This is a genomic window from uncultured Porticoccus sp. (assembly GCF_963975625.1).
Taxonomy (GTDB): domain Bacteria; phylum Pseudomonadota; class Gammaproteobacteria; order Pseudomonadales; family Porticoccaceae; genus Porticoccus.
In genome coordinates, this window is record NZ_CAXBHS010000005.1 from 23,409 (window position 1) to 46,612 (window position 23,204).

At 52.4% G+C, this 23,204-nt stretch carries 26 protein-coding genes; 13 read left to right on the forward strand and 13 right to left on the reverse strand.

The window, feature by feature from the left end:
- Positions 1 to 52 precede the first annotated feature (52 nt).
- Complete coding sequence (locus AACZ64_RS05935) at positions 53 to 676, reverse strand: hypothetical protein (RefSeq protein WP_293614456.1); 624 nt, start codon at positions 674 to 676, stop codon at positions 53 to 55.
- Positions 677 to 681: 5 nt separating this feature from the next.
- The gene (locus tag AACZ64_RS05940; protein WP_339639768.1) at positions 682 to 1,461 is read right to left on the reverse strand and encodes an SURF1 family protein; all 780 of its coding nucleotides are present in this window, start codon (positions 1,459 to 1,461) and stop codon (positions 682 to 684) included.
- A gap of 40 nt (positions 1,462 to 1,501) precedes the next feature.
- Between AACZ64_RS05940 and AACZ64_RS05945 the strand changes: the two genes are divergently transcribed.
- A complete protein-coding gene (locus AACZ64_RS05945; RefSeq protein ID WP_297184980.1) occupies positions 1,502 to 1,756 on the forward strand; it encodes a twin transmembrane helix small protein in 255 nt (84 codons plus the stop codon).
- Between the two features lie 78 nt (positions 1,757 to 1,834).
- Here AACZ64_RS05945 and AACZ64_RS05950 read toward each other — a convergent pair whose 3' ends face one another.
- Genes AACZ64_RS05950 through coxB form a run of 4 tightly spaced genes read right to left on the reverse strand, consistent with a single transcriptional unit; the run spans position 1,835 to position 6,072 of the window.
- Complete coding sequence (locus AACZ64_RS05950; RefSeq protein WP_339639769.1) at positions 1,835 to 2,740, reverse strand: cytochrome c oxidase subunit 3; 906 nt, start codon at positions 2,738 to 2,740, stop codon at positions 1,835 to 1,837.
- Between the two features lie 46 nt (positions 2,741 to 2,786).
- Complete coding sequence (locus tag AACZ64_RS05955; RefSeq protein ID WP_339639770.1) at positions 2,787 to 3,341, reverse strand: cytochrome c oxidase assembly protein; 555 nt, start codon at positions 3,339 to 3,341, stop codon at positions 2,787 to 2,789.
- Positions 3,342 to 3,358: 17 nt separating this feature from the next.
- Positions 3,359 to 4,912, reverse strand: coding sequence for a cytochrome c oxidase subunit I (gene ctaD, locus AACZ64_RS05960; RefSeq protein ID WP_339639771.1), 1,554 nt, complete (start codon positions 4,910 to 4,912; stop codon positions 3,359 to 3,361).
- A 14-nt stretch (positions 4,913 to 4,926) separates the two neighbouring features.
- Complete coding sequence (gene coxB, locus AACZ64_RS05965) at positions 4,927 to 6,072, reverse strand: cytochrome c oxidase subunit II (protein ID WP_293614461.1); 1,146 nt, start codon at positions 6,070 to 6,072, stop codon at positions 4,927 to 4,929.
- A 189-nt stretch (positions 6,073 to 6,261) separates the two neighbouring features.
- Between coxB and AACZ64_RS05970 the strand changes: the two genes are divergently transcribed.
- Positions 6,262 to 7,590, forward strand: coding sequence for an MATE family efflux transporter (locus AACZ64_RS05970; protein WP_293614462.1), 1,329 nt, complete (start codon positions 6,262 to 6,264; stop codon positions 7,588 to 7,590).
- Positions 7,591 to 7,661: 71 nt separating this feature from the next.
- Positions 7,662 to 8,315, forward strand: a complete 654-nt coding sequence (locus AACZ64_RS05975) for a hypothetical protein (RefSeq protein WP_293614463.1) — start codon at positions 7,662 to 7,664, stop codon at positions 8,313 to 8,315.
- A 15-nt stretch (positions 8,316 to 8,330) separates the two neighbouring features.
- On the opposite strand, the gene AACZ64_RS05980 is transcribed toward AACZ64_RS05975, so the two are convergent.
- The gene (locus AACZ64_RS05980; protein ID WP_293614464.1) at positions 8,331 to 8,570 is read right to left on the reverse strand and encodes a YheV family putative zinc ribbon protein; all 240 of its coding nucleotides are present in this window, start codon (positions 8,568 to 8,570) and stop codon (positions 8,331 to 8,333) included.
- Between the two features lie 135 nt (positions 8,571 to 8,705).
- On the opposite strand from AACZ64_RS05980, the gene AACZ64_RS05985 reads away from it, so the two are divergent.
- Entirely contained in the window at positions 8,706 to 9,272 is a 567-nt protein-coding gene (locus AACZ64_RS05985) for a gamma carbonic anhydrase family protein (RefSeq protein WP_293614465.1), read from the forward strand.
- 43 nt (positions 9,273 to 9,315) lie between these two features.
- Here AACZ64_RS05985 and aroE read toward each other — a convergent pair whose 3' ends face one another.
- From aroE to AACZ64_RS06015, 6 genes are all read right to left on the reverse strand, one after another.
- Entirely contained in the window at positions 9,316 to 10,137 is an 822-nt protein-coding gene (gene aroE, locus AACZ64_RS05990) for a shikimate dehydrogenase (protein ID WP_339639772.1), read from the reverse strand.
- A gap of 23 nt (positions 10,138 to 10,160) precedes the next feature.
- Positions 10,161 to 11,063, reverse strand: coding sequence for an oxygen-dependent coproporphyrinogen oxidase (gene hemF / locus AACZ64_RS05995; protein ID WP_293614467.1), 903 nt, complete (start codon positions 11,061 to 11,063; stop codon positions 10,161 to 10,163).
- Positions 11,064 to 11,158: 95 nt separating this feature from the next.
- Entirely contained in the window at positions 11,159 to 11,716 is a 558-nt protein-coding gene (locus AACZ64_RS06000) for a Sua5/YciO/YrdC/YwlC family protein (protein ID WP_293614468.1), read from the reverse strand.
- An 11-nt stretch (positions 11,717 to 11,727) separates the two neighbouring features.
- The gene (gene purE / locus AACZ64_RS06005; protein WP_293614469.1) at positions 11,728 to 12,234 is read right to left on the reverse strand and encodes a 5-(carboxyamino)imidazole ribonucleotide mutase; all 507 of its coding nucleotides are present in this window, start codon (positions 12,232 to 12,234) and stop codon (positions 11,728 to 11,730) included.
- 123 nt (positions 12,235 to 12,357) lie between these two features.
- Positions 12,358 to 13,446 (reverse strand): DNA-processing protein DprA, encoded by a 1,089-nt coding sequence (gene dprA / locus AACZ64_RS06010; protein ID WP_293614470.1) that lies wholly within the window; start codon positions 13,444 to 13,446, stop codon positions 12,358 to 12,360.
- 83 nt (positions 13,447 to 13,529) lie between these two features.
- The gene (locus AACZ64_RS06015; protein WP_293614471.1) at positions 13,530 to 14,549 is read right to left on the reverse strand and encodes a LysM domain-containing protein; all 1,020 of its coding nucleotides are present in this window, start codon (positions 14,547 to 14,549) and stop codon (positions 13,530 to 13,532) included.
- 134 nt (positions 14,550 to 14,683) lie between these two features.
- Here AACZ64_RS06015 and def point away from each other — a divergent pair, with 134 nt between their 5' ends.
- The 9 genes from def to AACZ64_RS06060 all read left to right on the forward strand — a co-directional run bounded on the left by def (position 14,684) and on the right by AACZ64_RS06060 (position 23,186).
- Positions 14,684 to 15,190 (forward strand): peptide deformylase, encoded by a 507-nt coding sequence (gene def, locus AACZ64_RS06020; protein ID WP_293614472.1) that lies wholly within the window; start codon positions 14,684 to 14,686, stop codon positions 15,188 to 15,190.
- 30 nt (positions 15,191 to 15,220) lie between these two features.
- Positions 15,221 to 16,165: a methionyl-tRNA formyltransferase gene (gene fmt / locus AACZ64_RS06025; protein ID WP_293614473.1), complete on the forward strand. Its 945-nt coding sequence runs from the start codon at positions 15,221 to 15,223 to the stop codon at positions 16,163 to 16,165.
- Entirely contained in the window at positions 16,162 to 17,466 is a 1,305-nt protein-coding gene (gene rsmB, locus AACZ64_RS06030) for a 16S rRNA (cytosine(967)-C(5))-methyltransferase RsmB (protein ID WP_293614474.1), read from the forward strand. The genes fmt and rsmB overlap by 4 nt, the downstream gene beginning before the upstream one ends.
- A 62-nt stretch (positions 17,467 to 17,528) precedes the next feature.
- Positions 17,529 to 18,911 carry a Trk system potassium transporter TrkA gene (trkA, locus tag AACZ64_RS06035; RefSeq protein WP_293614475.1) on the forward strand — a complete coding sequence of 461 codons (1,383 nt, stop codon included), beginning with the start codon at positions 17,529 to 17,531 and terminating at the stop codon, positions 18,909 to 18,911.
- Positions 18,912 to 18,934: 23 nt separating this feature from the next.
- On the forward strand, positions 18,935 to 20,386 hold the full coding sequence (locus tag AACZ64_RS06040) for a TrkH family potassium uptake protein (protein WP_036858847.1): 1,452 nt from the start codon (positions 18,935 to 18,937) through the stop codon (positions 20,384 to 20,386).
- 61 nt (positions 20,387 to 20,447) lie between these two features.
- Complete coding sequence (locus tag AACZ64_RS06045; protein ID WP_200877029.1) at positions 20,448 to 20,762, forward strand: tetratricopeptide repeat protein; 315 nt, start codon at positions 20,448 to 20,450, stop codon at positions 20,760 to 20,762.
- A 37-nt stretch (positions 20,763 to 20,799) separates the two neighbouring features.
- Positions 20,800 to 21,225: an ATP-dependent zinc protease gene (locus AACZ64_RS06050; RefSeq protein WP_036861108.1), complete on the forward strand. Its 426-nt coding sequence runs from the start codon at positions 20,800 to 20,802 to the stop codon at positions 21,223 to 21,225.
- The gene (gene rimK / locus AACZ64_RS06055; protein WP_036858846.1) at positions 21,222 to 22,127 is read left to right on the forward strand and encodes a 30S ribosomal protein S6--L-glutamate ligase; all 906 of its coding nucleotides are present in this window, start codon (positions 21,222 to 21,224) and stop codon (positions 22,125 to 22,127) included. Before AACZ64_RS06050 ends, rimK begins: the two co-directional genes overlap by 4 nt.
- Positions 22,128 to 22,139: 12 nt before the next feature.
- A complete protein-coding gene (locus tag AACZ64_RS06060) occupies positions 22,140 to 23,186 on the forward strand; it encodes a succinylglutamate desuccinylase/aspartoacylase family protein (protein ID WP_036858844.1) in 1,047 nt (348 codons plus the stop codon).
- The last annotated feature ends 18 nt before the right edge of the window (positions 23,187 to 23,204 follow it).

The window sequence follows — 23,204 nt, forward strand, 5'->3', positions numbered from 1 at the left end:
CACCATGACTTAAGTGGGGAGCTGGCAACGTTCTTTGATCTGGCAAATACTTTCAGCCGGGCGAGTATTTCATCAGGTGCTCTATGTCCTCGATCAATTCCTTACCAGCATTGGCCAAGGTGTACGACATCATGATCAAGCCCTCCTGGTCCACCAGATAGGCTCTTAGAGGTTGGCCCTCTGTGAACAGAGGTGCATTGGTGGCCTCCAATAACAGCCCCAGTTCGTTCTGCTTGCCATGAACAACGCTCAGATAGGGATGCTCCTCCATATAACGCTCTGTTTCCGGATCAATGTCATCATCCAACGCGATGTAGACCCGCTCGAAACGGCGGCTGTATTTCCCCAGACTGATATGAACCTGTCTGGTGGTATGAAGTAGCTCACGACACTCATCAATGCATTTTCCGGGACCAGGAATAATCAGACGCCATTTTATTTTTTGCTCGGGAAATACCCAGGGCTTGCCATCGACTGTCTTCAGGTTCAGAGCCGTCATGGATACGGCCGGCACTACAAATTCTCCAAAATTGGTTGTCCCGAGGCGAGCCAATAAACTATTGCGTTCATCAGGTGTTTTCGGAAACAGCAGAAAACCGGCCACAATAACCCCGGACAAAACCCCAATCATGATCAATATTGGCCAGTAACCCGGCTTGGCCTGATTCTCGGTCATAACCATTACTCCGTTTTTTTACGTGTATATGACTTGCGATGCTTTAGGACAGCACCAAGATTTGAGTTGGCGAATAAAGTCAGAAGAAGCAGTGCTATGGATAATGCCGACCACTGAACCGCATATCCAGTATGCATCCCCGGCACCACATTCACTACCTGCCAACCGGTTTCAAGTGCTCCCGGCATACCTGCATCGAGCCGCAGCGTGTAATCATAAAAAGGGATGGCCAATTTTTCCGAGACTTTTTTCGGTGCCGCATTCTGAATAATTTTCGGTCCGTCGCCCTCTCTCCACCTATCTTCACCCAACATCAGCTGTTTACCGGGAGAGCGGTACAGATAACCTACCAGGGTGACTTTGCCGGGCACCGCACCCACATCGGGCAAAACACTGCGATCAAGCCCCCCCGGCAACCAACCACGGTTCACCAAAAACCAGCCATTCTGAGAGGATTCAAACGGACTGATAACTTCATAGCCCGGACGCCCGTTGCGAACCTGATTGTCTATCAACAGAGGAGACCGGTTATCATATTCACCTTCAAGATGAACACGAACATACTGCTGATCAGAAAACCTCATTGCCTCCGCTATGGAAACCGGTGCTGCAATCTTTTTCTGTTGATAGGTTTCCAGTAGCGCGTGCTTTTCATCGGCACGCTCCAGTTGCCAGAAGGCAAGACTGATTGTGATTGGGAAAAAAATGCCAGCGAATAGCAATATTTTCCAGTTCCACTGCCACTGGAAGGAAATTTTAGCTTGCTGCTGCGGTTCAACTGGCATCTGTGTTTAAATAAATTCTCTGAAGATCGGGGCCACTTTAATGTTACTTAAAACCATCATTGTCTTTTTATTCATTGCAGTTCTTATCAGCTTGAGTAGTGCACTGGTTTTTCTGATGAAAGACGTCGGTAATCCGAGCAAAAGAACCCTTTATGCTCTCGGCGTACGGGTAGTACTGGCTGTTGCATTAGTGGGGACAATTGCCTGGGGTATCTACTCCGGACAACTTACCAGCAAAGCTCCCTGGGATCGCCAACTGCACCCCGAACGGGTCGCTCCGCAAATGCATCAATAGGTTTTTCTTCTACAGAGTGAGAAAAAGCGGCCAGGGAAACCCTGGCCGCTTTTTTATTGCAGCCCAAAAAGTGCTGAATCAGGCAAGCACGTAGACAAAAATAAACAAACCGACCCAGACCACATCAACAAAGTGCCAGTACCAGGAGGCTGCCTCAAATCCGAACTGATCGTCGGGACTGAAGTGGCCCTTGAGTCCACGCAGGAACATGATCAGCAACATGATAGTCCCCATGGTCACGTGAGCTCCGTGAAATCCCGTCAGCATAAAGAACGTTGTTCCGTAGATCCCCGACTCCAGGGTCAGCCCCATATGTTGATAGGCGTGGATGTACTCTTCTATCTGAAGCACAATAAAGATGGCACCGAGAAGGACAGTAATGCCCAGCCATAAATTGAATTTCGCACGATTACTGTTTTTCAGTGCGGTGTGAGCAATGTGTACGGTTACACTCGAAGACAGTAGAACAATCGTATTCCACAGTGGCAACCACCCCAGCAGGTTGGCCCAACCGGGAAAACTCATATGCTGCTCAGGACCCATGAATTGGGCATTTTCGCCATTGACGGCCATATCGGGCGTAGTCATCAGGGGCCAGGCGGGCTCGAAGCCTTCCCACAGTAGCTCGTTGCCTGCATGACCACCTTCGCCACCCAACCAGGGCAATACCAGTACGCGCACATAAAACAGGGCACCAAAGAAACAGGCGAAGAACATCACTTCAGAAAAAATAAACCAGCTCATACCCCATACGTAGGAGCGCTTGAGCTGAGCACTGTTCATTCCCGCCATATTTTCGTGGATAACGGTACTGAACCAGTTGTAGAGGGTAAACACCATCACAATCGCACCAGCAAGTAACACCAGTGCCGAACCACCCTGCACCCAACTCCCGGCGCCATAGGCCATAAGACCCATCCCCAGTGCCGCCAGTACAGGCAACTTGCTTTGTTCAGGAACGTAATAGCTGCTCTCTGTAGACATTACTTTTTCTCCATCAACGCCGACCCTGGTGGATCGGTTCTTATCATCAATTTAGTTTTGCCACCGAACCGTCAGTTACACGATCCGTTATATCAAAAAGGGTATAAGACAATGTGATTGTCTTAACCGCCCTGGGCAGATCACGATCCACTATAAATACCAGCGGTAAGTCGGCTTCTTCTCCCGCTTTGAGTGGCTGCTGGTTAAAGCAGAAACACTCGGTCTTATGGAAGTAGGATGCTGCATTAAAGGGTGTAACATTCGGAATGGCTTGGGCAACCATATCCCGATGCGTGCTGTTTTTAGCATAAAACACCACCTCAGTCGCTTCTCCTGGATGAACCACCACCTCATATACCTTAGGCGAAAATTGCCAGGACATAGCGGCATTGTTCGTAGCAACGAACTGCACCTTGACTGTCCTGCTGGTATCAATACCCGCTTCAGAGGCCACATAAGGACCCGATGTTTTGCCACCAATACCGGTGACCTCACAAAACATGTCGTAAAGCGGCGGCATGACAAACAGGGCAAACAGGAACATGCAGACCACTCCAACAAGCAGTTTGAATATCAGTGGTCTGGTTGCATTGGCCCACATGTTCGTTTGTTTTCCTGTTATTTTACGACCGGTGCTGTACTGAAAGTGTGGTATGGAGCTGGCGTCGCAACAGTCCACTCCAGGCCTTCTGCACCTTCCCAGGTTTTTGGTTCACTCACGGGTTTGCCAGATCTGATGGTCCGAACAACATTGAACAGGAACAACAGCTGGGCGGCACCGTAGATGAAAGCACCAATACTGGAAATCATATTCCAGTCAGAGAACTGCAGCGCATAATCGGCGTAACGACGTGGCATACCGGCCAGACCCAGGAAATGCTGCGGGAAGAAGGTCACGTTGAAACCAATGAACGAGATCCAGAACTGCACCTTGCCCATTGTTTCGTTGTACATCCGTCCGCACCATTTGGGCAGCCAGTAATAGACAGCGGCGGTGGCAGAAAACAACGAGCCGGCAACCATTACGTAGTGAAAGTGGGCCACCACGAAGTAGGTGTCGTGATATTGAACATCCGCAGGCGCAATGGCCAACATTAAACCGGTAAAACCGCCGATGGTAAACAGAATCACAAAGGCTATGGCAAACAGCATCGGTGTTTCATAGGACAGTGAGCCCCTGAACATAGTGCTGATCCAGTTGAACACCTTGGCAGCGGTAGGCACGGCAATCAGCATGGTGGCGTACATGAAGTACAGCTGCCCACCCACCGGCATTCCCACCAGGAACATATGGTGTGCCCATACGATAAACGACAGGAAGGCGATGGATGCTGTTGCGTACACCATGGAACTGTAGCCAAACAGCGGCTTGCGGCTGAATGTCGGAATGATGTGTGAAATCACACCAAAAGCCGGCAGGATAATGATATATACCTCGGGATGACCAAAGAACCAGAACACGTGCTGGAACAATACCGGGTCACCACCACCCGCTGCGTTAAAGAAGCTGGTACCAAAATTGATGTCCATCAGCATCATGGTGACAGCACCCGCCAGTACCGGCATCACAGCAATCAGGAGGAATGCGGTAATCAACCAGGTCCAGACGAACATCGGCATTTTCATCAATGTCATGCCAGGTGCGCGCATGTTAAGCACAGTAGCAATAATATTAATGGAGCCCATGATCGAAGAAGCGCCCATGATATGAATGGCAAAAATGAAGAAATTCACCGAATCAGGAGCATAGGTTGTCGACAACGGTGCATAGAACGTCCAACCAAAGTTGGGGCCACCGCCATCCATGAACAGGGTGGAGGTCAGCATCAGAAAGGCAAAGGGTAGTATCCAGAAACTGAGGTTGTTCATCCTCGGCAACGCCATATCCGGTGCCCCGATCATCATCGGGATCATCCAGTTTGCCAGACCGACAAATACCGGCATGATGGCACCAAATACCATCACCAACCCATGCATTGTCGTCATCTGGTTAAAAAATTCGGGTTTGACGAGTTGCATACCGGGCTGAAACAGCTCGGCACGAATCACCATGGCAAAAAAGCCACCCAACAGAAACATGGCAAAACTAAACCATAGGTACATCGTACCGATGTCTTTGTGGTTCGTGGTAAATAGCCAGCGGCCAATACCTTTTGCGGGACCGTGTGCCATGACTTAATCCTCCTTTATTGGCCTTGCTTATGTTTGAGAATATCGATGGGCTGCACGACATCACCGGTATTATTACCCCAGGCATTGCGCTCATAGGTAACAATCGCAGCAATATCCACCTCTGACAATTGACCACCGAAAGCCTGCATCGCCGTTCCCGCCTTACCATTCACCACGATATCGATATGTGAAGTAATATCGCCAGTTGTCATACCACCAACCATCGAGGGAAATACTCCGGTGATACCCTGACCGTTCACCTGGTGGCAAGCAGCACAGGAACGATTGTAAGCCTCTTCCCCCTGCGCCATCAGCTCATCCAGCGTAAAGGTCTTTTTAGACAGTTCACGTTCTGCAGCAGCAGCTTCTTTTTTCTCTGCCAACCAGGAATTATAGGCTTCTTTTTCAAGCACATTGACCACAACTGGCATAAAGGCATGACCCTGGCCACAAAGCTCGGTACAGGCTCCACGGTAGATACCCGGCTCATTGACATAGGCCCAGGTTTCGTTGACCAGACCGGGAATAGCATCTTTTTTGACACCGAGATCAGGCAACCACCAGGAATGAATCACGTCTTTCGCCGTGATCAGGAAACGCACCTTGGTATTGGCCGGTATCACCAGGGGTTCACTTACCTCCTGTACGTAATACTGGCTTTTGGGGGCTGTGTTGTAGATTTCAGATTCGGGCGTGGCCAGCTCGCTCATGAAGGAGACATCCTGACCAAGATACTCATACTGCCATTTCCACTGATAACCGGTGACCTTGATGTCCATCTCGGCTTCACTGGCATCGTACACCTGCAGTAGCGCGCTGGTTGCCGGAATCGCCATAACGATCAGCAAAACGGCTGGAATCACGGTCCAGACAATCTCAGCTGTGGTATTTTCATGGAAGTTTGCAGCAACGGCACCCTTGGACTTGCGGTGCGCATACATGCTGTAAAACATCACGCCAAATACGCCAACCGCGATCACCACACAGATCCAGAAAATGATCATGTGAATATCGTAGATTGCGTTGCTCACAGGGGTTACCCCCTTGGGCATATTGACAGCCCAACGCTGTGCATCATCTGCCAATGCTTTGCCAAAAGTGGCCAAGAACATCGCAGGGGCTAGCAGCAGCGCGAAAAGCATACGTGCTCTTCTTGACATCGCCCTATCTCCAGTCAATAAGTTATTGTTTCTAGTTATGAATTTCATCCTGCGAGAGCCAAACAGCCTCTCTGGACACGAAAAACCGGGCGAGTATACCAGATTCTTTCCGCACCGCTCCAGACTATTCCGCCCAAAGAGTGAATGCTTTTTCTGGCAGAATGGCCGCTTTAACCGCCCAGGGACAAAATGAAATCACCGCTTATCCAACAAAAAGTTTTAGTGATCGCCCTGCCTATGACCCTGGCAAGCATCAGTATCCCGACCCTGGGCCTCGTTGATACCGCGATTCTCGGTCATCTGGCAAATGCCCGTTTTCTCGCTGCCGTGGCTGCAGGCAGTAGCGTACTGACCATGCTGTTCTGGTTATTCGGATTTCTGCGGATGGGCACTATCGGCGTAACCGCCAGAGCCTGGGGTGCTGGAGATACATCCCGCTGCATTGAAGTGCTGGCTCAGTCTCTGGTAATAGCATTCACCCTCGGGATCCTGTTGATCCTGTTGCGGCAACCCCTCCTCACCCTGATACTCGATCTGATAAAACCGTCTGCTGCAGCCAGACCACTGACCATGGAATACTGCCAGATTCGCATTCTGGCTGCTCCCGCCACCCTCGCCACCTTCTGCGCGATGGGCTGGCTGCTCGGGCTGCAGCGAGCCGGTACCACGCTGTTCCTTATGCTATTCGTCAACCTCACCAATGTTGGTTTTGATTTTCTGTTCATAGTCGGAATGAAACTGAACAGTGCCGGAGCGGCATGGGCCTCCTTAACTGCGGAATATCTCGGTTTGGCACTCGCACTGCTACTGGTGACAGTCACCATACGCCAGCTCCAAACACCGATCAGGTCAATGCAACTGACACAATGGTCCAGATATCGCGAGCTGTTAAGGGCTAACCGTCATCTGTTCATCCGCACAGCCTGCCTGGTATTCATCATGACTTTTTTCACCGCCCAGGGAGCACGGCAGGGTGATGTCATTCTCTCGGCCAATGCCATCCTGATGCAGTTAATACTGCTGGTGGCGTTTACACAGGATGGGTTTGCGCATGCCGCCGAGTCCCTTGCCGGGCATGCCATCGGCAAAAAAAACCTCAAAGACTTTTACCGTATTTGTCTGATTACCACTGCCTGGGGTTTGGTTATCGCCTTGATCGCCACTCTCATTTACGGGTTTTTCCCGGACATCATTATTGGCGCAATTACGAACCTGCCAGAGGTTTTACCTGCGGTGAAAATCTATTGGCCCTGGCTGACAGCCATGCCACTGGTCGGCCTTGCCTGCTTTATGGCGGACGGTATTTTCATCGGCAGCGGCAAAACCCGCGCAATGCAGGACAGCATGCTGATAGCGTCTTTGCTGGTTTTTTTGCCACTGTGGTACTTTTCAGCCCCACTCGGCAACCATGGGCTATGGTTAGCGTACCTAGGATTTTTAGTGGCTCGCAGCATTCAGATGGTATGGTTATTTGCTCTGTTCAGTAAACGTGGTCAGTGGATCGCTCAAACATGCTGATGAACAAAAACCAGCGCGGCTTATAGCAAGATGTTCTTTGCCTTTTGATCCAGCTCAACTAACTTTTGACTATGGATACTGTAATTATTCGCCAGGCTATTGCCGCTGCCAAGACCCATGAAAGGACAACCGGTCAGCTTGCCAGACTACTCAAGACCCGCGTCAGCCCACTCCACAAATCCATTCAGTTGCCATCAGAAAATATCATTCCAGCGCTCCTCAATTTTATTATTCACTACATAGATAAGGTACCGGAATTTATTGATGCAGTAGATGCCATCGCAGATGAATGCGGACTTATCGATTACATAGAACCGGTGATTTCCACAGCCAGGGAGTTTTTCATGGAACCGCCAGCATTGGTGGCCGGTCACGAAGGGCTCAATTCCCTTATGGGCGAATCCTATCTCGCCCATCGACTGGTCGAAGAGGTCAATGACCGGTTTATCTCGGGCTACAACATGCCATTGGTGCCGATGGATATGACTCGTTCAAACCTGATCATCCATCACCTGATTGGTGAACCTTTCGCCAATCAACTCGACAGCGCTGTTCATCTGATCGTGGATGAGCTGCAGCAAAAAGATCTGGTGTTTGTTCCCGAGGCATGCCGGGAGGACCGCAGCAATCGGTGGGCAAGTGATCTACAGCGGTGGCCCTGTCTGATCGACAATTTATCGGTCAATCTATTGTTTAACGGATCGGGACAATTACTGATTCACTGATATCGGTGGGATGTGTCATTTTTTGGGATCGACGAGCTTCACCGTCTGCACGTCAACCCGCCTTTCCTCGGGAGAGAGATTAACCCGGGTCTCCAGTTCGCGGGGGGCACCTTGCATAAACATCTGCTCTTGAAAATCACAGCTGACACAGGCCCTGAAATCCTTGCCATCCTCATTGAAAACCACCAGCTTATCCATCTGGTTACAGCGCGGGCAGACCGCACCTGCAATAAAACGCTTGTCAGCTTTAAACATCGAGAAAGGCCTTCCGGTCGGTGATAAGTGAAAAATTCAACCAAACGTTATGCCAGATCGCTACAACGGCTATAAGCCAGCCATCTGGCAACGTATTATATCGTTATAGATCCATTAGTCAGCGCAGGAGTCATGATGACAGAGAATATCCGACCCTATAAAGGTGTTTTACCCACCCTCGGCGAACGAGTTTACATTGATCCGGCAGCGACTGTGATTGGCAATGTCACCCTCGGCGATGATGTCTCAGTGTGGCCCGGAGCCGTAGTTCGCGGCGACATGCATCGCATTACCGTAGGCAATCGCTCAAATATTCAGGATACCGCCGTATTGCACATCACCCATGCAAGTGACTTCAACCCCGGAGGCTGGCCACTGACTATCGGCGACAACGTGATTGTCGGTCACGGCGCCATTCTTCACGGCTGTACACTCGGCGACTATATTCTGGTGGGCAATGGCGCCATCATTAATGATGGCGCTGTAGTAGAGAATGAGGTGATCATCGGCGCCGGCACAGTGGTGCCGCCCGGGAAGCATCTGGAAAGCGGCAACCTCTATGTAGGCAATCCCTGCCGGTTACTGAGACCAGTTTCTGACGAAGAGCGGGCGTTCTTTTCCTACTCCCCCGGCAATTACGTCAAACTTAAAGATCAGTATCTCGCCGAGCAGGCTGATGACTGGCGAAATGACGCGGAATAGCCCCGCAAATATTTTATGGGGTGTCCGAACAGACCAGGTCCACCTATAGCGACTGGCGGATTTCAGCAATAACCGGCGCGGTATTTGGGCTTATACCACGCCAGAGCCGAAAGGATTCCGCCGCCTGTTCGACCAGCATGCCCAGGCCATCGGTGATGCTGGTAGCACCCTGCTGTTTGGCCCAGATCATAAATACCGTTGGCTGTGCCGCGTACATCATATCGTAGCAACAGGCCTGACCTGCCAGTAACCCATCGGGGAGGGGCGGTAACTGTGCTGAAAGACTGGCACTGGTGCCATTAATGATCAGGTCAAACTGCTGACCCTCGAGCATCTCATAGTCACAACCGAGCAAGTAACCCATTTCCGCAAATCCTTTAGCGAGTTGCAGCGCCTTGGCCAGTGTACGGTTGGCAATGACCACATGCTGAGGCAATTGCTCCAGCAAAGGCTCAAGGATGCCACGCACTGCACCACCGGCACCAAGAACCAGCACTTTTCTGCCTTTAATCTGCCAGTTGAGGTTCTCAAGCATGTCTCTGACCATACCGATGCCGTCGGTGTTGTCCCCCAATACCGTGCCATCATTCTGCATGGCCAGGGTGTTTACCGCGCCCGCATGACGGGCGCGGACCGTCAACTTTGCAGCATAACTATAGGCCTCCTGCTTGAAGGGCACCGTGATGTTAAGACCCTTGCCACCCTCAGCAAAAAAAGCGTCCGCAGCACGATAAAAGTCATCTGGCGCCACAGGTTGTTTATCGTATGCAATCGCTTCGCCCGTCTGGACGGCAAAGGCCCGATGAATTTGCGGCGACTTACTGTGCTCCACGGGATTGCCGAAAACGGCGTATCGATCTGTCATGCTGGCCTTCCATTATGTAAGGTTCAAACCCACTGGCGGGGTTGCAGATAAAACTGGTAGAGCTCCGCCTCGGCAGAACCGGGTTCGGGTTGCCAGTCGTATTCCCAACGAACCAAGGGCGGCAACGACATAAGAATGGATTCGGTCCTGCCACCCGTCTGCAGACCAAACAGTGTTCCCCGATCATAAACCAGATTAAATTCCACATAGCGGCCACGCCGATATAACTGAAACTGGCGCTCGCGCTGCCCCCAGGGCACATGTTTTCGGCGCCGGACAATAGGCAGATAGGCATCAATATAGCTATCCCCAACCGATCTTGTCAGAGCAAAACTCTGCTCAAATCCCGCCTGGTTGTAATCATCGAAAAACAGGCCGCCAACCCCACGGGGTTCGTTGCGGTGCTTTAGGAAAAAGTACTCGTCACACCACTGCTTGAAACGGGGGTAAATCTCCGGGCCAAAGGGTTGGCAGGCGGCACGGGCTGTCTGATGCCAATGACGACAATCTTCCTCATTGCCGTAGTAGGGTGTCAGATCATAACCACCCCCGAACCACCAGACGGGCTCTTCGCCTTCCTTCTCCGCAATAAAAAACCGGACGTTTGCATGGGAGGTGGGGACATAGGGGTTTTCCGGATGCATCACCAGTGACACACCCATGGCTTCAAAGCTTCGCCCCGCCAGTTCCGGGCGGGCTGCGGTGGCAGAGGGGGGCAACTGTGTACCATGGACATGGGAAAAATTTACCCCGCCTTTTTCAAATACCGATCCATCCACTATCACCCGACTGCGACCGCCACCGCCCTCCTCACGAACCCAGCTATCCTCGGCAAACCTGCTGCGATCGTCTTCCAGCTGTAAGGCATGGCAGATACGATCTTGCAAATTCAGCAGGTACTGTTTAACGGCCGCTTTATCTGTCATGAGATCCTCAAAACAATGGGGTTAGGTCACATAATACTCAGTGTGATAGGCCGACCCGCCATTGACAACTTACCGACAATGTAAAAATCGGGACATCAGCTGCCCCGGATCATCTCTCCGGTTTTCAGGTTTTTGATCGGTGTCGGAGATGTCAGGCCACCCAATGGACCGGGCAGCACATAATCAAGCTGACCGTAAAAATAAAGATTCAGCTTTAGCAAAGAAAGGGCCGGCCTCAAGCCATGCGGGTTGGCCGACGTAGAAATCAGCCCCCCCCCATAAGCACGACAAAGTGCCGCAGCCACAGGGTGGTTCGTCACGCGTAGCGCCAGGGTTTCTCTGCCACCGGTAACCCAGGTTGGCGCATAACCATTATTGGGTACCAGCCAAGTCTGCGGACCCGGCCAACTGGCTTCTAGTAGCTGGCGATCAGGCACTGGTATGCCCGCCAAAAAAGGTTCCAGCTGTTCGATTGAGGCGGCGATGACGATGAGCCCCATGTCCCGACGGCGTTTTTTGAGCGCCAACAGGCGCATGACGGCTGCCTCTGAAAACGGGTTGCAACCGAGGCCCCACACTGCCTCTGTGGGGTAGGCCATCACCCCACCACCACGCAGGCAATCCACCGCCCTGACTATACGAAAATTACCCACGGAGACGCGGCTCAGAGGCTTTTCAGCTTCTCTTGTAATGCCGCGTCTTTTTCCAGAATGGCACGGGCATTATCTGCTCGCTCATCCAGCAACTTCTGGTGCAGCACAGTATCACTGACACCAATTATCTGGGCTGCCAGATAGGCTGCGTTCTTTGCACCTGCCTTGCCGATTGCCACGGTAGCAACCGGAATTCCACCGGGCATCTGCACCGTTGAGAGCAATGCATCAAGGCCATCCAGTGATGAGTTGATAGGCACCCCAATCACGGGCTTGAGGGTATTGGCTGCAACGGCACCCGCCAGATGCGCCGCCATTCCCGCAGCACATATAAAGGCTGCACAGCCCCGCTGGTCCGCATCCTTCACATAACGGTGCGTTGCCTCCGGCGTTCGATGCGCCGACGATACTTTAACTTCGAAGGGCACCTCGAACTTTTTGAGCACTTCAAAGCTGGCTTCCATGACTGGCAGATCCGAGTCCGAACCCATCAGGATGGCAATAAAGGGTTTGTTCATTTTTTAATCCCCCTGAAAACGCGGCAGGCTACCCGAACCCGGGGAATTTCGCAATAAAATGCGCCTGTTAACAGGAGAGTTTGTTGCTCATCAATGTATGAACCCCATGAGAAGGGCCATCTGCTAGCGCAACCGCTGATAGATTCCCTGCCCAACAGCAATAGCACCCTCCAGTTCCAGCAACAGCAGCTCCTGTGTCAACGTATTCACTGACATGGCCGTACGCTGCACAAGCATATCCATATCAACCGGGTCGAATCCCATCGCCTCCAGCAGGACCTGTCCTGCTTCTGTCGGCGGTGGCTGACCTGTTTTAACGTCCGGCGCCATAGAGGCCAGCAGACCACCCAGTTGCTCTGCAATATCCGCTGCCGATTCCACCAGAGTCGCGCCCTGTTTGAGCAGCTGATGGGTGCCTTTACTGAAAGCACTATGGATCGAACCGGGAATGGCAAATACTTCTCGCCCCTGTTCCAGACCGTACCGGGCAGTGATCAGCGACCCGCTCTTCAATGCCGCTTCAACCACCAGAATACCCAGACTCAGACCACTGATTATCCGGTTACGCCGGGGAAAATTGCCCGCAAAGGGTGGTGTTTCTGGCAAAAACTCACTGACGACTGCACCCCCTTGAGAAATTATCCGCCGATACAAATCATCGTGTCGGCGCGGGTAGATCACATCCAGACCGGTCCCCAGCACAGCGATGGTTTTGCCCGTTTGCAGGGCTCCATCATGAGCCGCCCCATCAATGCCCAGCGCCAGACCACTGGTGATCACAAAACCACTGGCCGCCAAAGCGGCGGCAAAGGCCCGGGCATTGCCCAGTCCACCGGGGCTGGCATTGCGACTGCCAACAATGGCGATTTGTGGCATGGACAGCAACTGCGCATCGCCACGAATAAACAACAGGGGGGGAGGAACGCTCAGCTCCAGTAAAAGAGGTGGGTAATCCGGGTCGAGCAAATTGAGGCAGGTCACCTGATTATGCCGGCACCAATCCAGCACCTGCTCTGCCCGATTTTCCCGTTCCGCTCGATTATTTCGGAAAAACTGTCCCGACTGACTGGCGGAATCAGAGGAAAAATAGTCTTCTGCCTGAGCAGCTGCCTCGACAAAGGAACCCGCCGACCGACACAATCTGACACTGTCGGCAGGTGAGCATCCATCGAGAAAAGCCATGACTAGTGCTGCTTTGGACTCCCTGTCCATTGGGTTGGTACTCCCTTACCTGCTTGGCATCCGTTGCCCATAAAAAACGCCGACACAGGTCGGCGTTTTAGTCATCCCGCTGCCTAGGGGTTTTTGACAATATCGTTTACCGCCAGAGGGCGCTCAGCCTTGATCACCAAGCCATAACTCATTTTTTCAAACGCGCGGAATATCATTAATAAACCGGCCTGCTCGTTAGGCAGATTTATTTTTTCCTTGGCGATGTAGTCAGTTACTTCTTCTCCGCGTTTGAAGATGGCCAGAATATTTCCCGCTTCGAGGCCTTCGCGCTCACCCCGGTTAATAGACACCACGTCGAGATGCCCAACCTGGGTGATACCACCCTCAACGGCCATAATCTCACCTTCAATCGTAGAGTCGGGAGCACTGGGGTAAAAGATGGAATTGAGTGGTCGCTCTTCATGGGGCAGCAAGCGCTCCCCAATACGCACTTCCTCAAGGGACCGGGTCGCCAGCATGGTGGCTATATCATCGGCCACTTTTTGCACCTTGGCGGACCCCACATCCTGCGCGCGTATACCCAATATTTCCTGGGTCACCGGATCCAGATAGGGCTCACCAACCCGGTAGAGTCCGTAGGTCGGGGTTTCATCAAACTGACCACGGGCATAAAAGGTATCTCCCGATCCGGAGAGCAATTTTTTCTCATGGCCCGCCACCACGTAAGGAGCTCTATCGACCTCTTCCTGGGTGACTATACGGTTGCGGGTCAGAAAACTGTTGATGATGTCCAATGGCAGTGCCGGAATGGCCTCCGACTCTGGCACGACCTTCACTTCGGGGGACAGTTTTACCCGCCGATCGCGCTTTTCCAGCATTAAACGGGGGCGGCCATCAATATAGACCATGGAGATAATGTCACCGGGATAAATCAGATGGGGGTTGGCAATCTGAGGGTTGGCGTACCAGATTTCAGGCCATAACCAGGGATCTCTCAGATACAGATCAGATATATCCCACAGAGTGTCGCCTTTCTTCACAGTATATTTTTCAGGGACATCCTCATTAAAGGGTGCCTCTGCAGCAATGGCGGCAATTGCAATAGCGCAAGCAGCTACTATTCCCAACAATGTTTTTTTCATCTTATGGCCGTCCTGTGTGCTATATCCGGATTGTGTGTATACTTCCCACTCGACTATATTAAGTGATATTCCGCTCCATTGGCCTTATGTTAGCAGTGGTTTACGCCAGATTGCTAGAAACTCGTCACAAACAAATGTCAATACTCAACATCCTTGAATTTCCTGACCCACGACTGCGTATCAGGGCTGCTCCCATAGCAGAAATCGATCAGAACACCAGATCGTTGGTGGACGATATGCTGGAAACCATGTATCAGGCTAACGGCATTGGCCTTGCTGCTACCCAGGTCAACGTCGACAAGCGGATTGTGGTCATGGATTTATCAGATGAGGGCGACCAGCCGATTGTGATGATCAATCCACAGGTAGAAATACTGGACGACATTACCTGCCCACATCAGGAAGGCTGTCTGTCAGTGCCCGGTTTTTATGAAACCATCCAACGTCCTGAACATATTCGTCTGAGCGCACTCGACCGGGAGGGGCAGCCCTACGTGCTAGAGCCGGAAGGTCTGCTGGCCGTCTGTATCCAGCACGAAATTGACCACCTCGACGGCAAACTTTTCGTAGATTACCTGTCACCCATCAAGCGTCAGCGGATCCGGCAAAAACTGGAAAAACTCCACCGTCAACAAGACTGACACCGGTTGGTCGACACTGAGGACCCTTCTTTGCGAATCGTATTTGCCGGCACACCGCAATTTGCAGCATCACACCTCCGAGCATTACTGGATTGTCCATCCCACCAGGTGGTCGCCGTATTCACACAGCCTGATCGCCCCGCCGGGCGCGGCAAAAAACTCACTGCCAGCCCGGTCAAGTTGCTGGCTACCGATCAGCAGATACCTGTTCATCAGCCACTCAGCCTGAAAGCGGCGGCGGAGCAGCAAATCCTAGCCAACTATAATGCCGACATCATTGTGGTTGTGGCCTACGGCCTGCTTTTGCCAAAGGCTGTGTTGGCTATCCCCGTATACGGATGCATCAATGTCCACGCCTCGCTGTTGCCCCGCTGGCGAGGTGCCGCCCCCATCCAGCGCGCCATAGAAGCCGGAGATACCGAAACCGGGGTAACCATTATGCAGATGGCCGAAGGCCTGGACACCGGCGATATGCTGCTCAAGGCCCGCTGCCCCATAGAAGCGGATGATGATGCCGGATCCCTCCATGACAAACTGGCCGGGATCGGCCCCGACGCCCTGCTCACGGTCCTGGACGAGATTGCACAGGGAAAGATTGTGGCGGAGAAACAGGATGACGAGCAGAGCAATTACGCACCAAAAATTACCAAGCAGGAAGCCCTGATAAACTGGCATGAAGCTGTCAAAACGCTGGTTTTGAAAATTCGCGCCTTTAATCCTTTTCCGATCTGTTACAGCACACTCTCGGGAGATCGGATCCGTATCTGGAAAGGTCTCGCGGTGCCAGATCAACGCCACAATATGGCACCGGGTACGATCATTCATACCGATAAGTCCGGTATTCTGGTAAAAACCGGAGAGGGGTGCCTGTTAATCACGGTACTGCAACTGCCCGGAAAGAGGCCCCTCCATGCCGGAGAAGTGCTCAATGCACATGCCGATCTGTTTTCCCCGGGTACGGTAATGGGCACATGAATGTCAGAGTGGCTACCGCTAAAATTATCGCGGCTGTGCTGCGGGGTGAGGGCTCACTCAATACACTTCTACCCGAATACTTGGCTAAAGTAGATGACCGCGACCGCGGATTGTTGCAACAGCTGTGTTATGGCACATTGCGGTTCTACCCGCGACTGTCAGTGTACCTCGCAGAATTGCTGACAAAACCCTTCAAGGAAAAGGATTTTGACATCGAGGCTACCCTGGCCTGTTCGCTTTATCAGTTACTGGAAACCCGGATCCCCCCTCACGCAGCAGTCAATGAAGCCGTAGCCACCTGTCAGAACCTGAAAAAAAACTGGGCCAAAGGTCTTACCAACGCGGTACTGCGACGATTTTTACGGGAGCGCACCTCACTCGATATCAAGCTGGGCAATCGTCGTGCATTTCAAACCGCACACCCCGATTGGCTCATTGACCTATGGCAAGCGGCCTGGCCGGAGCAAGTGGATCAACTGGTGGCGGCCAACAACCATCAGCCCCCCATGACGCTGCGGGTAAACCAAATCCACTGCAGCCGGGACCAATACCTGTCGATATTGGCGGAGGCAGATATCCAGGCATATCCCACCCCGTTCAGTGATGTCGGTATCACCCTGCAGCAACCCTGTGATGTTATTAACTTACCCGGTTTTGCCGAGGGTCACGTGAGCGTGCAGGATGAAGCGGCACAGCTGGCGGCACAGCTGCTGGCGCCCAGGCCCGGTCAGCGCGTCCTGGACGCCTGTTGTGCACCGGGTGGAAAAACCGGTCACATACTCGAGTTGCTTAACAATCAGGGCGATGTCATTGCCATCGACATCGCAGCTGAACGACTGACGCGGGTAACCGATAACCTGCTGCGGCTCGGTTTGCAGGCCAAGCTGATCACCGCAGATACCGCAGATATAGCCAGCTGGTGGGATGGCCGCCCCTTCGATCGGATTTTGCTGGATGCACCGTGCTCCGCCACGGGTGTTATTCGCCGACACCCGGATGTGAAACTAATGCGCAGGCCAACGGATATTGCTAAGCTGGCCACCTTGCAGTTATCCCTGTTGAGGGCACTGTGGCCACTGTTGGCAGAGGGCGGGGTTTTGCTCTACGCGACCTGCTCCACACTGACCCAGGAAAATGATCAGGTCATCGCAGAATTCGCCAGGGACAACCATTCTGTCCATGTCGAACCTGTGGCGACCGAAGCGGGCATGGCAACTTCTACAGGGCGCCAATTGATGCCACAGATTGATGGCCATGACGGCTTTTATTTTGCCCGTCTGGTCAAGACGGCAATAGCTTAACGGCATTGGTTGTTTTTTCTCCAAAGTCCGGGTTATTAACCAAATAACGGGAATTTCCAGCTATGAAAATCGTCATTACCGGTGCCGGCCAAGTGGGTGGAACGCTCGCCGAGCATCTGGCCGGAGAAGCCAACGATATTTCTGTCATCGATACAAACGACCACCGCCTGCGCGAGCTCCAGGACCGGCTGGATATTCGCACCGTCTATGGCATGGCCTCTCACCCGGACGTCCTGATCCGCGCAGGGATTGAAGACGCCGACATGCTGGTGGCAGTCACCAGCAGCGACGAAATCAACATGGCGTCCTGTCAGGTTGCCTATTCCCTGTTTCGCACACCCACCAAAATCGCCCGTATTCGCGATCGCAGTTACACCGACGATAAAGTTCGCGAACGCTTATTCAGTGATGCCAACTGCCCGGTGGATTTTCTGATCACCCCGGAACAGGTGGTCACCGACTACATATTCCGTCTGATCGAGCAACCCGGCAGTCTTCAGGTTATCGATTTTGCCGAGGGTCTGATCCAACTGGTGGCTGTCCGTGCATTCAAGGGAGGGCCACTGGTGGGGCACGAATTGCGACTCCTCCGCAAGCACATGCCCAAAGTGGATGCCCGGGTCGCGGCGATTTTCCGCCGGGACCGGCCTATCTTTCCCCAGGGCGATACCGTCATAGAGGAGGGCGACGAGGTATTTTTTATCGCCGCCAAAAAAGATATCCGCAAGGTCATGGGTGAGTTGCGTCGGCTTGAAAATTCCTACCAGCGGATTGTCATCGCCGGGGGTGGCAATATCGGCTACCGTCTGGCCAAGGCACTGGAAAAACAATACAACATCAAAATTATCGAATTTTCGGAAGAGCGCTGCCAATACATTTCTGAACGACTGGATAAAACCATCGTGCTCAATGGATCTGCCACGGACCAGGATCTGTTACTTGAAGAAAATATCGAGCGAAGCGACGTTTTTCTGGCCCTGACCAATGACGATGAAGTCAATATCATGGCTTCACTGCTGGCGAAAAGGCTCGGCGCCCGCAAAGTGATGACCCTGATCAACAACCCGGTTTATGCCGACCTGGTTCAGGGGGGCGAAATTGACATCGCCATCTCTCCTCAACAGGCCACAACCAGTATTCTGCTCAGCCATGTGCGGCGCGGAGATACGGTTAAAGCGCACTCTCTCCGCCGGGGTGCCGCTGAGGCAATGGAGATCGTTGTCCATGGCGACAGTAAAACATCCAAAGTGGTCAGCAGAACCATCGAAGAAATCAAATCACCTCCCGGTGTCACCCTGGCGGCGCTGGTGCGCGACGGCGAGGTCATCATTGCACATCACGATACTGTGGTGAAAAACAACGATCACGCCATTGTCTTTGTGGTGGACAAACGCCGTACCCGGGAAGTGGAAAAATTGTTTGCCGTTGGCTTCACCTTTTTTTAGCGTTGGTAGCGAAGTTCTAACCTATGCATTTTAATGTGATTTCAAAAGTCCTCGGGTTGCTACTCATGGTTTTCAGCCTGACGCTGCTGACACCAATCGTAATTGCCATTATCTACGATGAACAAACCCATGGGGCTTTTTTCCTGTCCTTTGCCATCACTTTTTCATTGGGCGTGCTCATGTGGCTGCCATTCAGCCGTCAACGTGCAGAACTTCGCAGCCGTGACGGATTCCTGATTACTGTGATGTTCTGGGTTGAGCTGGCTCTTGTCGGGGCGCTGCCTTTTGTACTTTCCGAGTCATTGCAGTTAAGTATCACAGACGCCGTATTTGAATCCATGTCAGGCCTCACCACCACTGGTGCCACAGTGATCACCGGCCTGGATCTTCTGCCCAAATCCATTCTCTATTATCGCCAGCAGTTGCAATGGCTAGGTGGTATCGGGATCGTTGTCATCGCCGTGGCCATCATGCCCATGCTGGGCGTTGGCGGTATGCAGCTCTACCGTGCAGAAACACCGGGACCCGTCAAGGATAACAAACTGACCCCTCGCATCACTGAAACGGCAAAAGCACTATTTTTTATCTACCTTGGCCTGACTGTTGCGTGCATGCTTGCTTACTGGCTGGCCGGCATGACTTTTTTTGACGCGATTGGACACAGTTTTTCGACCGTAGCCATTGGCGGTTTTTCCACCCATGACGCGAGCATGGGCTATTTTGATGGCAACACCACTATTGTTGGTATCTGCGTTTTCTTCATGATCGTTTCTGGTCTGAACTTTGGCCTTCACTATTATGCCTTTGTCAGAAAATCTCTCACTCACTACCTGCGCAATCCTGAGGCCAAACTTTATCTTCAAATGCTGTTGGCAGGCAGTATTTTGGTAACAGGCTATCTTATCTGGAATGGTACCTACGGCACGGGTGAAAGCATTTATCACGGTATTTTTCAGCTGGTGTCTATTATGACAACCACTGGGTTTACCACTGATGATTTCAGTATTTGGCCCACTTTCCTGCCTTTTCTTATGCTTTTCCTGTCATTTTTTGGCGCCTGCGCCAATTCCACTGGTGGCGGCATTAAAGTGGGTCGCATGCTGATTCTGGCGAAGCAGAGCCTCCGGGAAATCTACCGCCTGATTCACCCCAATGCACTGTTTCCCATCAAAATACGTAATCGCAGCGTACCCGAAAAGATTACCAACGCTATCTGGGCATTTTTTGGTGTTTATCTTGCTGTCTATTATTTGATGGTCTTGCTGCTGCTGGCGTCAGGCCTCGACTATGTGACATCCTGGTCCGCTACCGCTGCGACTCTCAATAACCTCGGCCCCGGGCTCGGGGATGTAGCGGCCCATTATGGCAACATCAATATTTTCGCTAAGTGGATACTCTGTATCGGTATGCTGTTGGGCCGACTGGAAATATTTACTCTTCTGGTGCTCTTCACCCCGATGTTCTGGCGCCGTTGAAACCGCCAGTAGAAACGGCAGCAATGAAAAAACAGACAAACCATTGATCAGAGAGGCTTCAATGACACTGATCGACAACCTTGAAGAAATGCTCGCCCGGGGCAACGATTCGGCAATGCTTCGGTTTGGTCTCGGTAGCGCCTGTCTCCGTGAAAAGCGTCATGCGCAGGCAATTGAGCACCTGGAGCGCTGTCTGGCGTTGGATGAAAACTATACCGCTGCCTACAACCTGTTGGGGCGGGCACAGTTCAAACTTGAGCAGCTGGATGCTGCAAAACAGTCTTTCACGAAGGGGCTTGAAAAAGCCCATGCTACCGGCGACATCCAGACCGAACGTGAAATGCAGGTTTTTTTAAAGAAATTAGCCAGTGATTGATCCTTCGATGGACAACGCTGTTACACGGAAAAACAGCATGACACAGCTGATTGGTTGGCGGGAATGGTTGGCCTTACCCGATTTGGGGATTGCCCGAATCAAAGCCAAGGTGGATACTGGCGCACGCACCTCCTGTTTGCATGCTCATCGACTGGAACTTTTCACTGAACGGGGTTCTCCCTGGGTAAGAATCTGGGTCCACCCCCTGCAGGGAAGTACGCAAAGTATCTGTTGCGCGGCTCCCATTGTGGATGAGCGTGTTGTCACCGATTCTGGTGGTCATTGTGAACGGCGTATTGTAATAAAAACCACTGTAGTGCTCGGAACCCAGAACTGGCCCATAGAAATGACCCTCACCAATCGGGATACCATGAGATTTCGCATGCTGCTGGGTCGTTCAGCCCTGGCAGGACAATTCATTGTGGATCCACAGACATCCTTTTTAGCGGGAAAAAATAAATGAGAATTGCCATTCTGTCCCGCAATGCCGACTTGTATTCCACTCGTCGCCTGAAAGAGGCAGCCATAGAATGTGGCCATGAAGTCAGGATTATTGATGTATTGAAGTGCTACATGAATATCAACATCCAAAACCCCAGCATTCATGTGAAGGGCGTGGAGCTACCGCCCTTTGACGTTGTGATTCCCCGCATCGGTGCGTCGGTCACAACGTACGGTACGGCCGTATTGCGTCAGTTCGAGATGATGGGTGTTTATCCACTGAACGAATCTGTGGCCATCACCCGCTCCCGTGACAAATTGCGCTCCCTGCAATTGTTGTCGCGCAAGGGGATTGGCCTGCCCGTTACGGGTTATGCCAACAAACCCAGTGATATTCCGGATCTGATCGATATGGTGGGCGGACCACCGCTGGTGGTCAAACTGCTCGAAGGCACCCAGGGCATCGGTGTGGTGATGGCGGAAACCCGCAAAGCGGCAGAAAGCGTAATTGAAGCGTTTATGGGCCTGAAAGCCGATATTATGGTTCAGGAGTATATTTCGGAATCCGGTGGTGCGGATATTCGCTGTCTGGTCATTGGCGACAAGGTGGTCGCAGCCATGCAGCGGCAGGCACAGCCGGGAGAATTCCGCTCCAATCTGCACCGTGGCGGTACAGCGACTTTGGCCAGGCTTTCTCCAGCGGAGCGATCCACTGCTGTTCGCGCTGCCAAAACCATGGGACTGAATGTGGCGGGGGTGGATATTCTTCGCTCCAACCATGGGCCACTGGTGATGGAAGTGAATTCATCGCCGGGCCTTGAGGGCATTGAAACGGCCACCGGCAAGGACGTAGCGGGTAATATCATTCAGTTCATTGAAAAAAATGCCCGGCAATCCCGCACCAAAACCCGCGGACAGGGCTGAGGAACCGCTGTTTTGAGCAGATTACCCCTGAAACTGGCAGGCGAGGTCATTAATCCCGGGGAGACCCGATTGCTGTCCATCCCCGCTGCCCGCCTGTATACAGACACGCCCATCGACTTGCCGGTCGAGGTTATACACAGCCGCAAACCCGGGCCAGTGCTATTGGTTTGCGCAGCGATTCACGGGGATGAAATTAACGGTATCGAAATCTGCCGCCGTATTGTTGGCAAGCGCTTACTTCGCCGTTTATCAGGTACATTACTGATTGTTCCGATTGTAAATATGTTCGGTTTTATCCAGCAATCCCGCTATTTACCGGATCGACGCGATTTAAATCGATGCTTTCCAGGCTCACCACGGGGGCCACTGGGTAGCCGCCTAGCCAACCTGATTCATACGGAACTGCTCAGTCACTGCACGCACGTTATCGACCTTCATACCGGCGCTATCCATCGCAAGAATCTTTCACAAATTCGTGGGGATCTTGATGACCCCGCTGCACTGGGTATGGCAGAGGCATTTGGTGCGCCCATTTTTATGGATGCCAAAGTCAGGGATGGTTCACTGCGTGCCGCCGCCACCGAACTGGGAATACCGGTGATACTCTATGAAGCAGGAGAAGCGCTCCGTTTTGACGAACCTGCCATAAAGGCAGGAGTGCGGGGCATTATGTCGGTCATGCGCCACCTCGGCATGCTGCCGGCCAGAACAGATCAGCCCCCTCGCAAGCTGGTACCGGTAAAGGCCAGTCGAAGCTATTGGCTGCGGGCGGAGCGGGACGGCATCGTGATCAGTAAAATCAAATTGGGACAACGGGTCAAAGAGGGTCAGGTACTGGCCTATCTCGCTTCGCCATTCGGTGGCCCGGAAAAACCTCTGAAATCACGCAGTGATGGCATTGTTATCGCTGCATCGCAGATCCCTCTGGTGAACGAGGGGGAGGCGCTCTTTCATATTGCGGAATTCACCACCCTGAGGAAGGCCTCAGACAGCGTTGAGGCATTTCAGGAACAGTTCGACGATCAGCCGGAACCAGAAGCTTTTACGCAGCCCCTTTGAGTTCCCCGCTCGGACAAC

Excerpts from the sequence above, each read along its gene's own strand:
- AACZ64_RS05935 (WP_293614456.1), bottom strand. The coding sequence starts at position 676 with ATGACCGAGAATCAGGCCAAGCCGGGTTACTGGCCAATATTGATCATG.
- AACZ64_RS05940 (WP_339639768.1), bottom strand. The coding sequence starts at position 1,461 with ATGCCAGTTGAACCGCAGCAGCAAGCTAAAATTTCCTTCCAGTGGCAG.
- AACZ64_RS05945 (WP_297184980.1), top strand. The coding sequence starts at position 1,502 with ATGTTACTTAAAACCATCATTGTCTTTTTATTCATTGCAGTTCTTATC.
- AACZ64_RS05950 (WP_339639769.1), bottom strand. The coding sequence starts at position 2,740 with ATGTCTACAGAGAGCAGCTATTACGTTCCTGAACAAAGCAAGTTGCCT.
- AACZ64_RS05955 (WP_339639770.1), bottom strand. The coding sequence starts at position 3,341 with ATGTGGGCCAATGCAACCAGACCACTGATATTCAAACTGCTTGTTGGA.
- ctaD (WP_339639771.1), bottom strand. The coding sequence starts at position 4,912 with ATGGCACACGGTCCCGCAAAAGGTATTGGCCGCTGGCTATTTACCACG.
- coxB (WP_293614461.1), bottom strand. The coding sequence starts at position 6,072 with ATGTCAAGAAGAGCACGTATGCTTTTCGCGCTGCTGCTAGCCCCTGCG.
- AACZ64_RS05970 (WP_293614462.1), top strand. The coding sequence starts at position 6,262 with ATGAAATCACCGCTTATCCAACAAAAAGTTTTAGTGATCGCCCTGCCT.
- AACZ64_RS05975 (WP_293614463.1), top strand. The coding sequence starts at position 7,662 with ATGGATACTGTAATTATTCGCCAGGCTATTGCCGCTGCCAAGACCCAT.
- AACZ64_RS05980 (WP_293614464.1), bottom strand. The coding sequence starts at position 8,570 with ATGTTTAAAGCTGACAAGCGTTTTATTGCAGGTGCGGTCTGCCCGCGC.
- AACZ64_RS05985 (WP_293614465.1), top strand. The coding sequence starts at position 8,706 with ATGACAGAGAATATCCGACCCTATAAAGGTGTTTTACCCACCCTCGGC.
- aroE (WP_339639772.1), bottom strand. The coding sequence starts at position 10,137 with ATGACAGATCGATACGCCGTTTTCGGCAATCCCGTGGAGCACAGTAAG.
- hemF (WP_293614467.1), bottom strand. The coding sequence starts at position 11,063 with ATGACAGATAAAGCGGCCGTTAAACAGTACCTGCTGAATTTGCAAGAT.
- purE (WP_293614469.1), bottom strand. The coding sequence starts at position 12,234 with ATGAACAAACCCTTTATTGCCATCCTGATGGGTTCGGACTCGGATCTG.
- dprA (WP_293614470.1), bottom strand. The coding sequence starts at position 13,446 with ATGGACAGGGAGTCCAAAGCAGCACTAGTCATGGCTTTTCTCGATGGA.
- AACZ64_RS06015 (WP_293614471.1), bottom strand. The coding sequence starts at position 14,549 with ATGAAAAAAACATTGTTGGGAATAGTAGCTGCTTGCGCTATTGCAATT.
- def (WP_293614472.1), top strand. The coding sequence starts at position 14,684 with ATGTCAATACTCAACATCCTTGAATTTCCTGACCCACGACTGCGTATC.
- rsmB (WP_293614474.1), top strand. The coding sequence starts at position 16,162 with ATGAATGTCAGAGTGGCTACCGCTAAAATTATCGCGGCTGTGCTGCGG.
- trkA (WP_293614475.1), top strand. The coding sequence starts at position 17,529 with ATGAAAATCGTCATTACCGGTGCCGGCCAAGTGGGTGGAACGCTCGCC.
- AACZ64_RS06040 (WP_036858847.1), top strand. The coding sequence starts at position 18,935 with ATGCATTTTAATGTGATTTCAAAAGTCCTCGGGTTGCTACTCATGGTT.
- AACZ64_RS06045 (WP_200877029.1), top strand. The coding sequence starts at position 20,448 with ATGACACTGATCGACAACCTTGAAGAAATGCTCGCCCGGGGCAACGAT.
- AACZ64_RS06050 (WP_036861108.1), top strand. The coding sequence starts at position 20,800 with ATGACACAGCTGATTGGTTGGCGGGAATGGTTGGCCTTACCCGATTTG.
- rimK (WP_036858846.1), top strand. The coding sequence starts at position 21,222 with ATGAGAATTGCCATTCTGTCCCGCAATGCCGACTTGTATTCCACTCGT.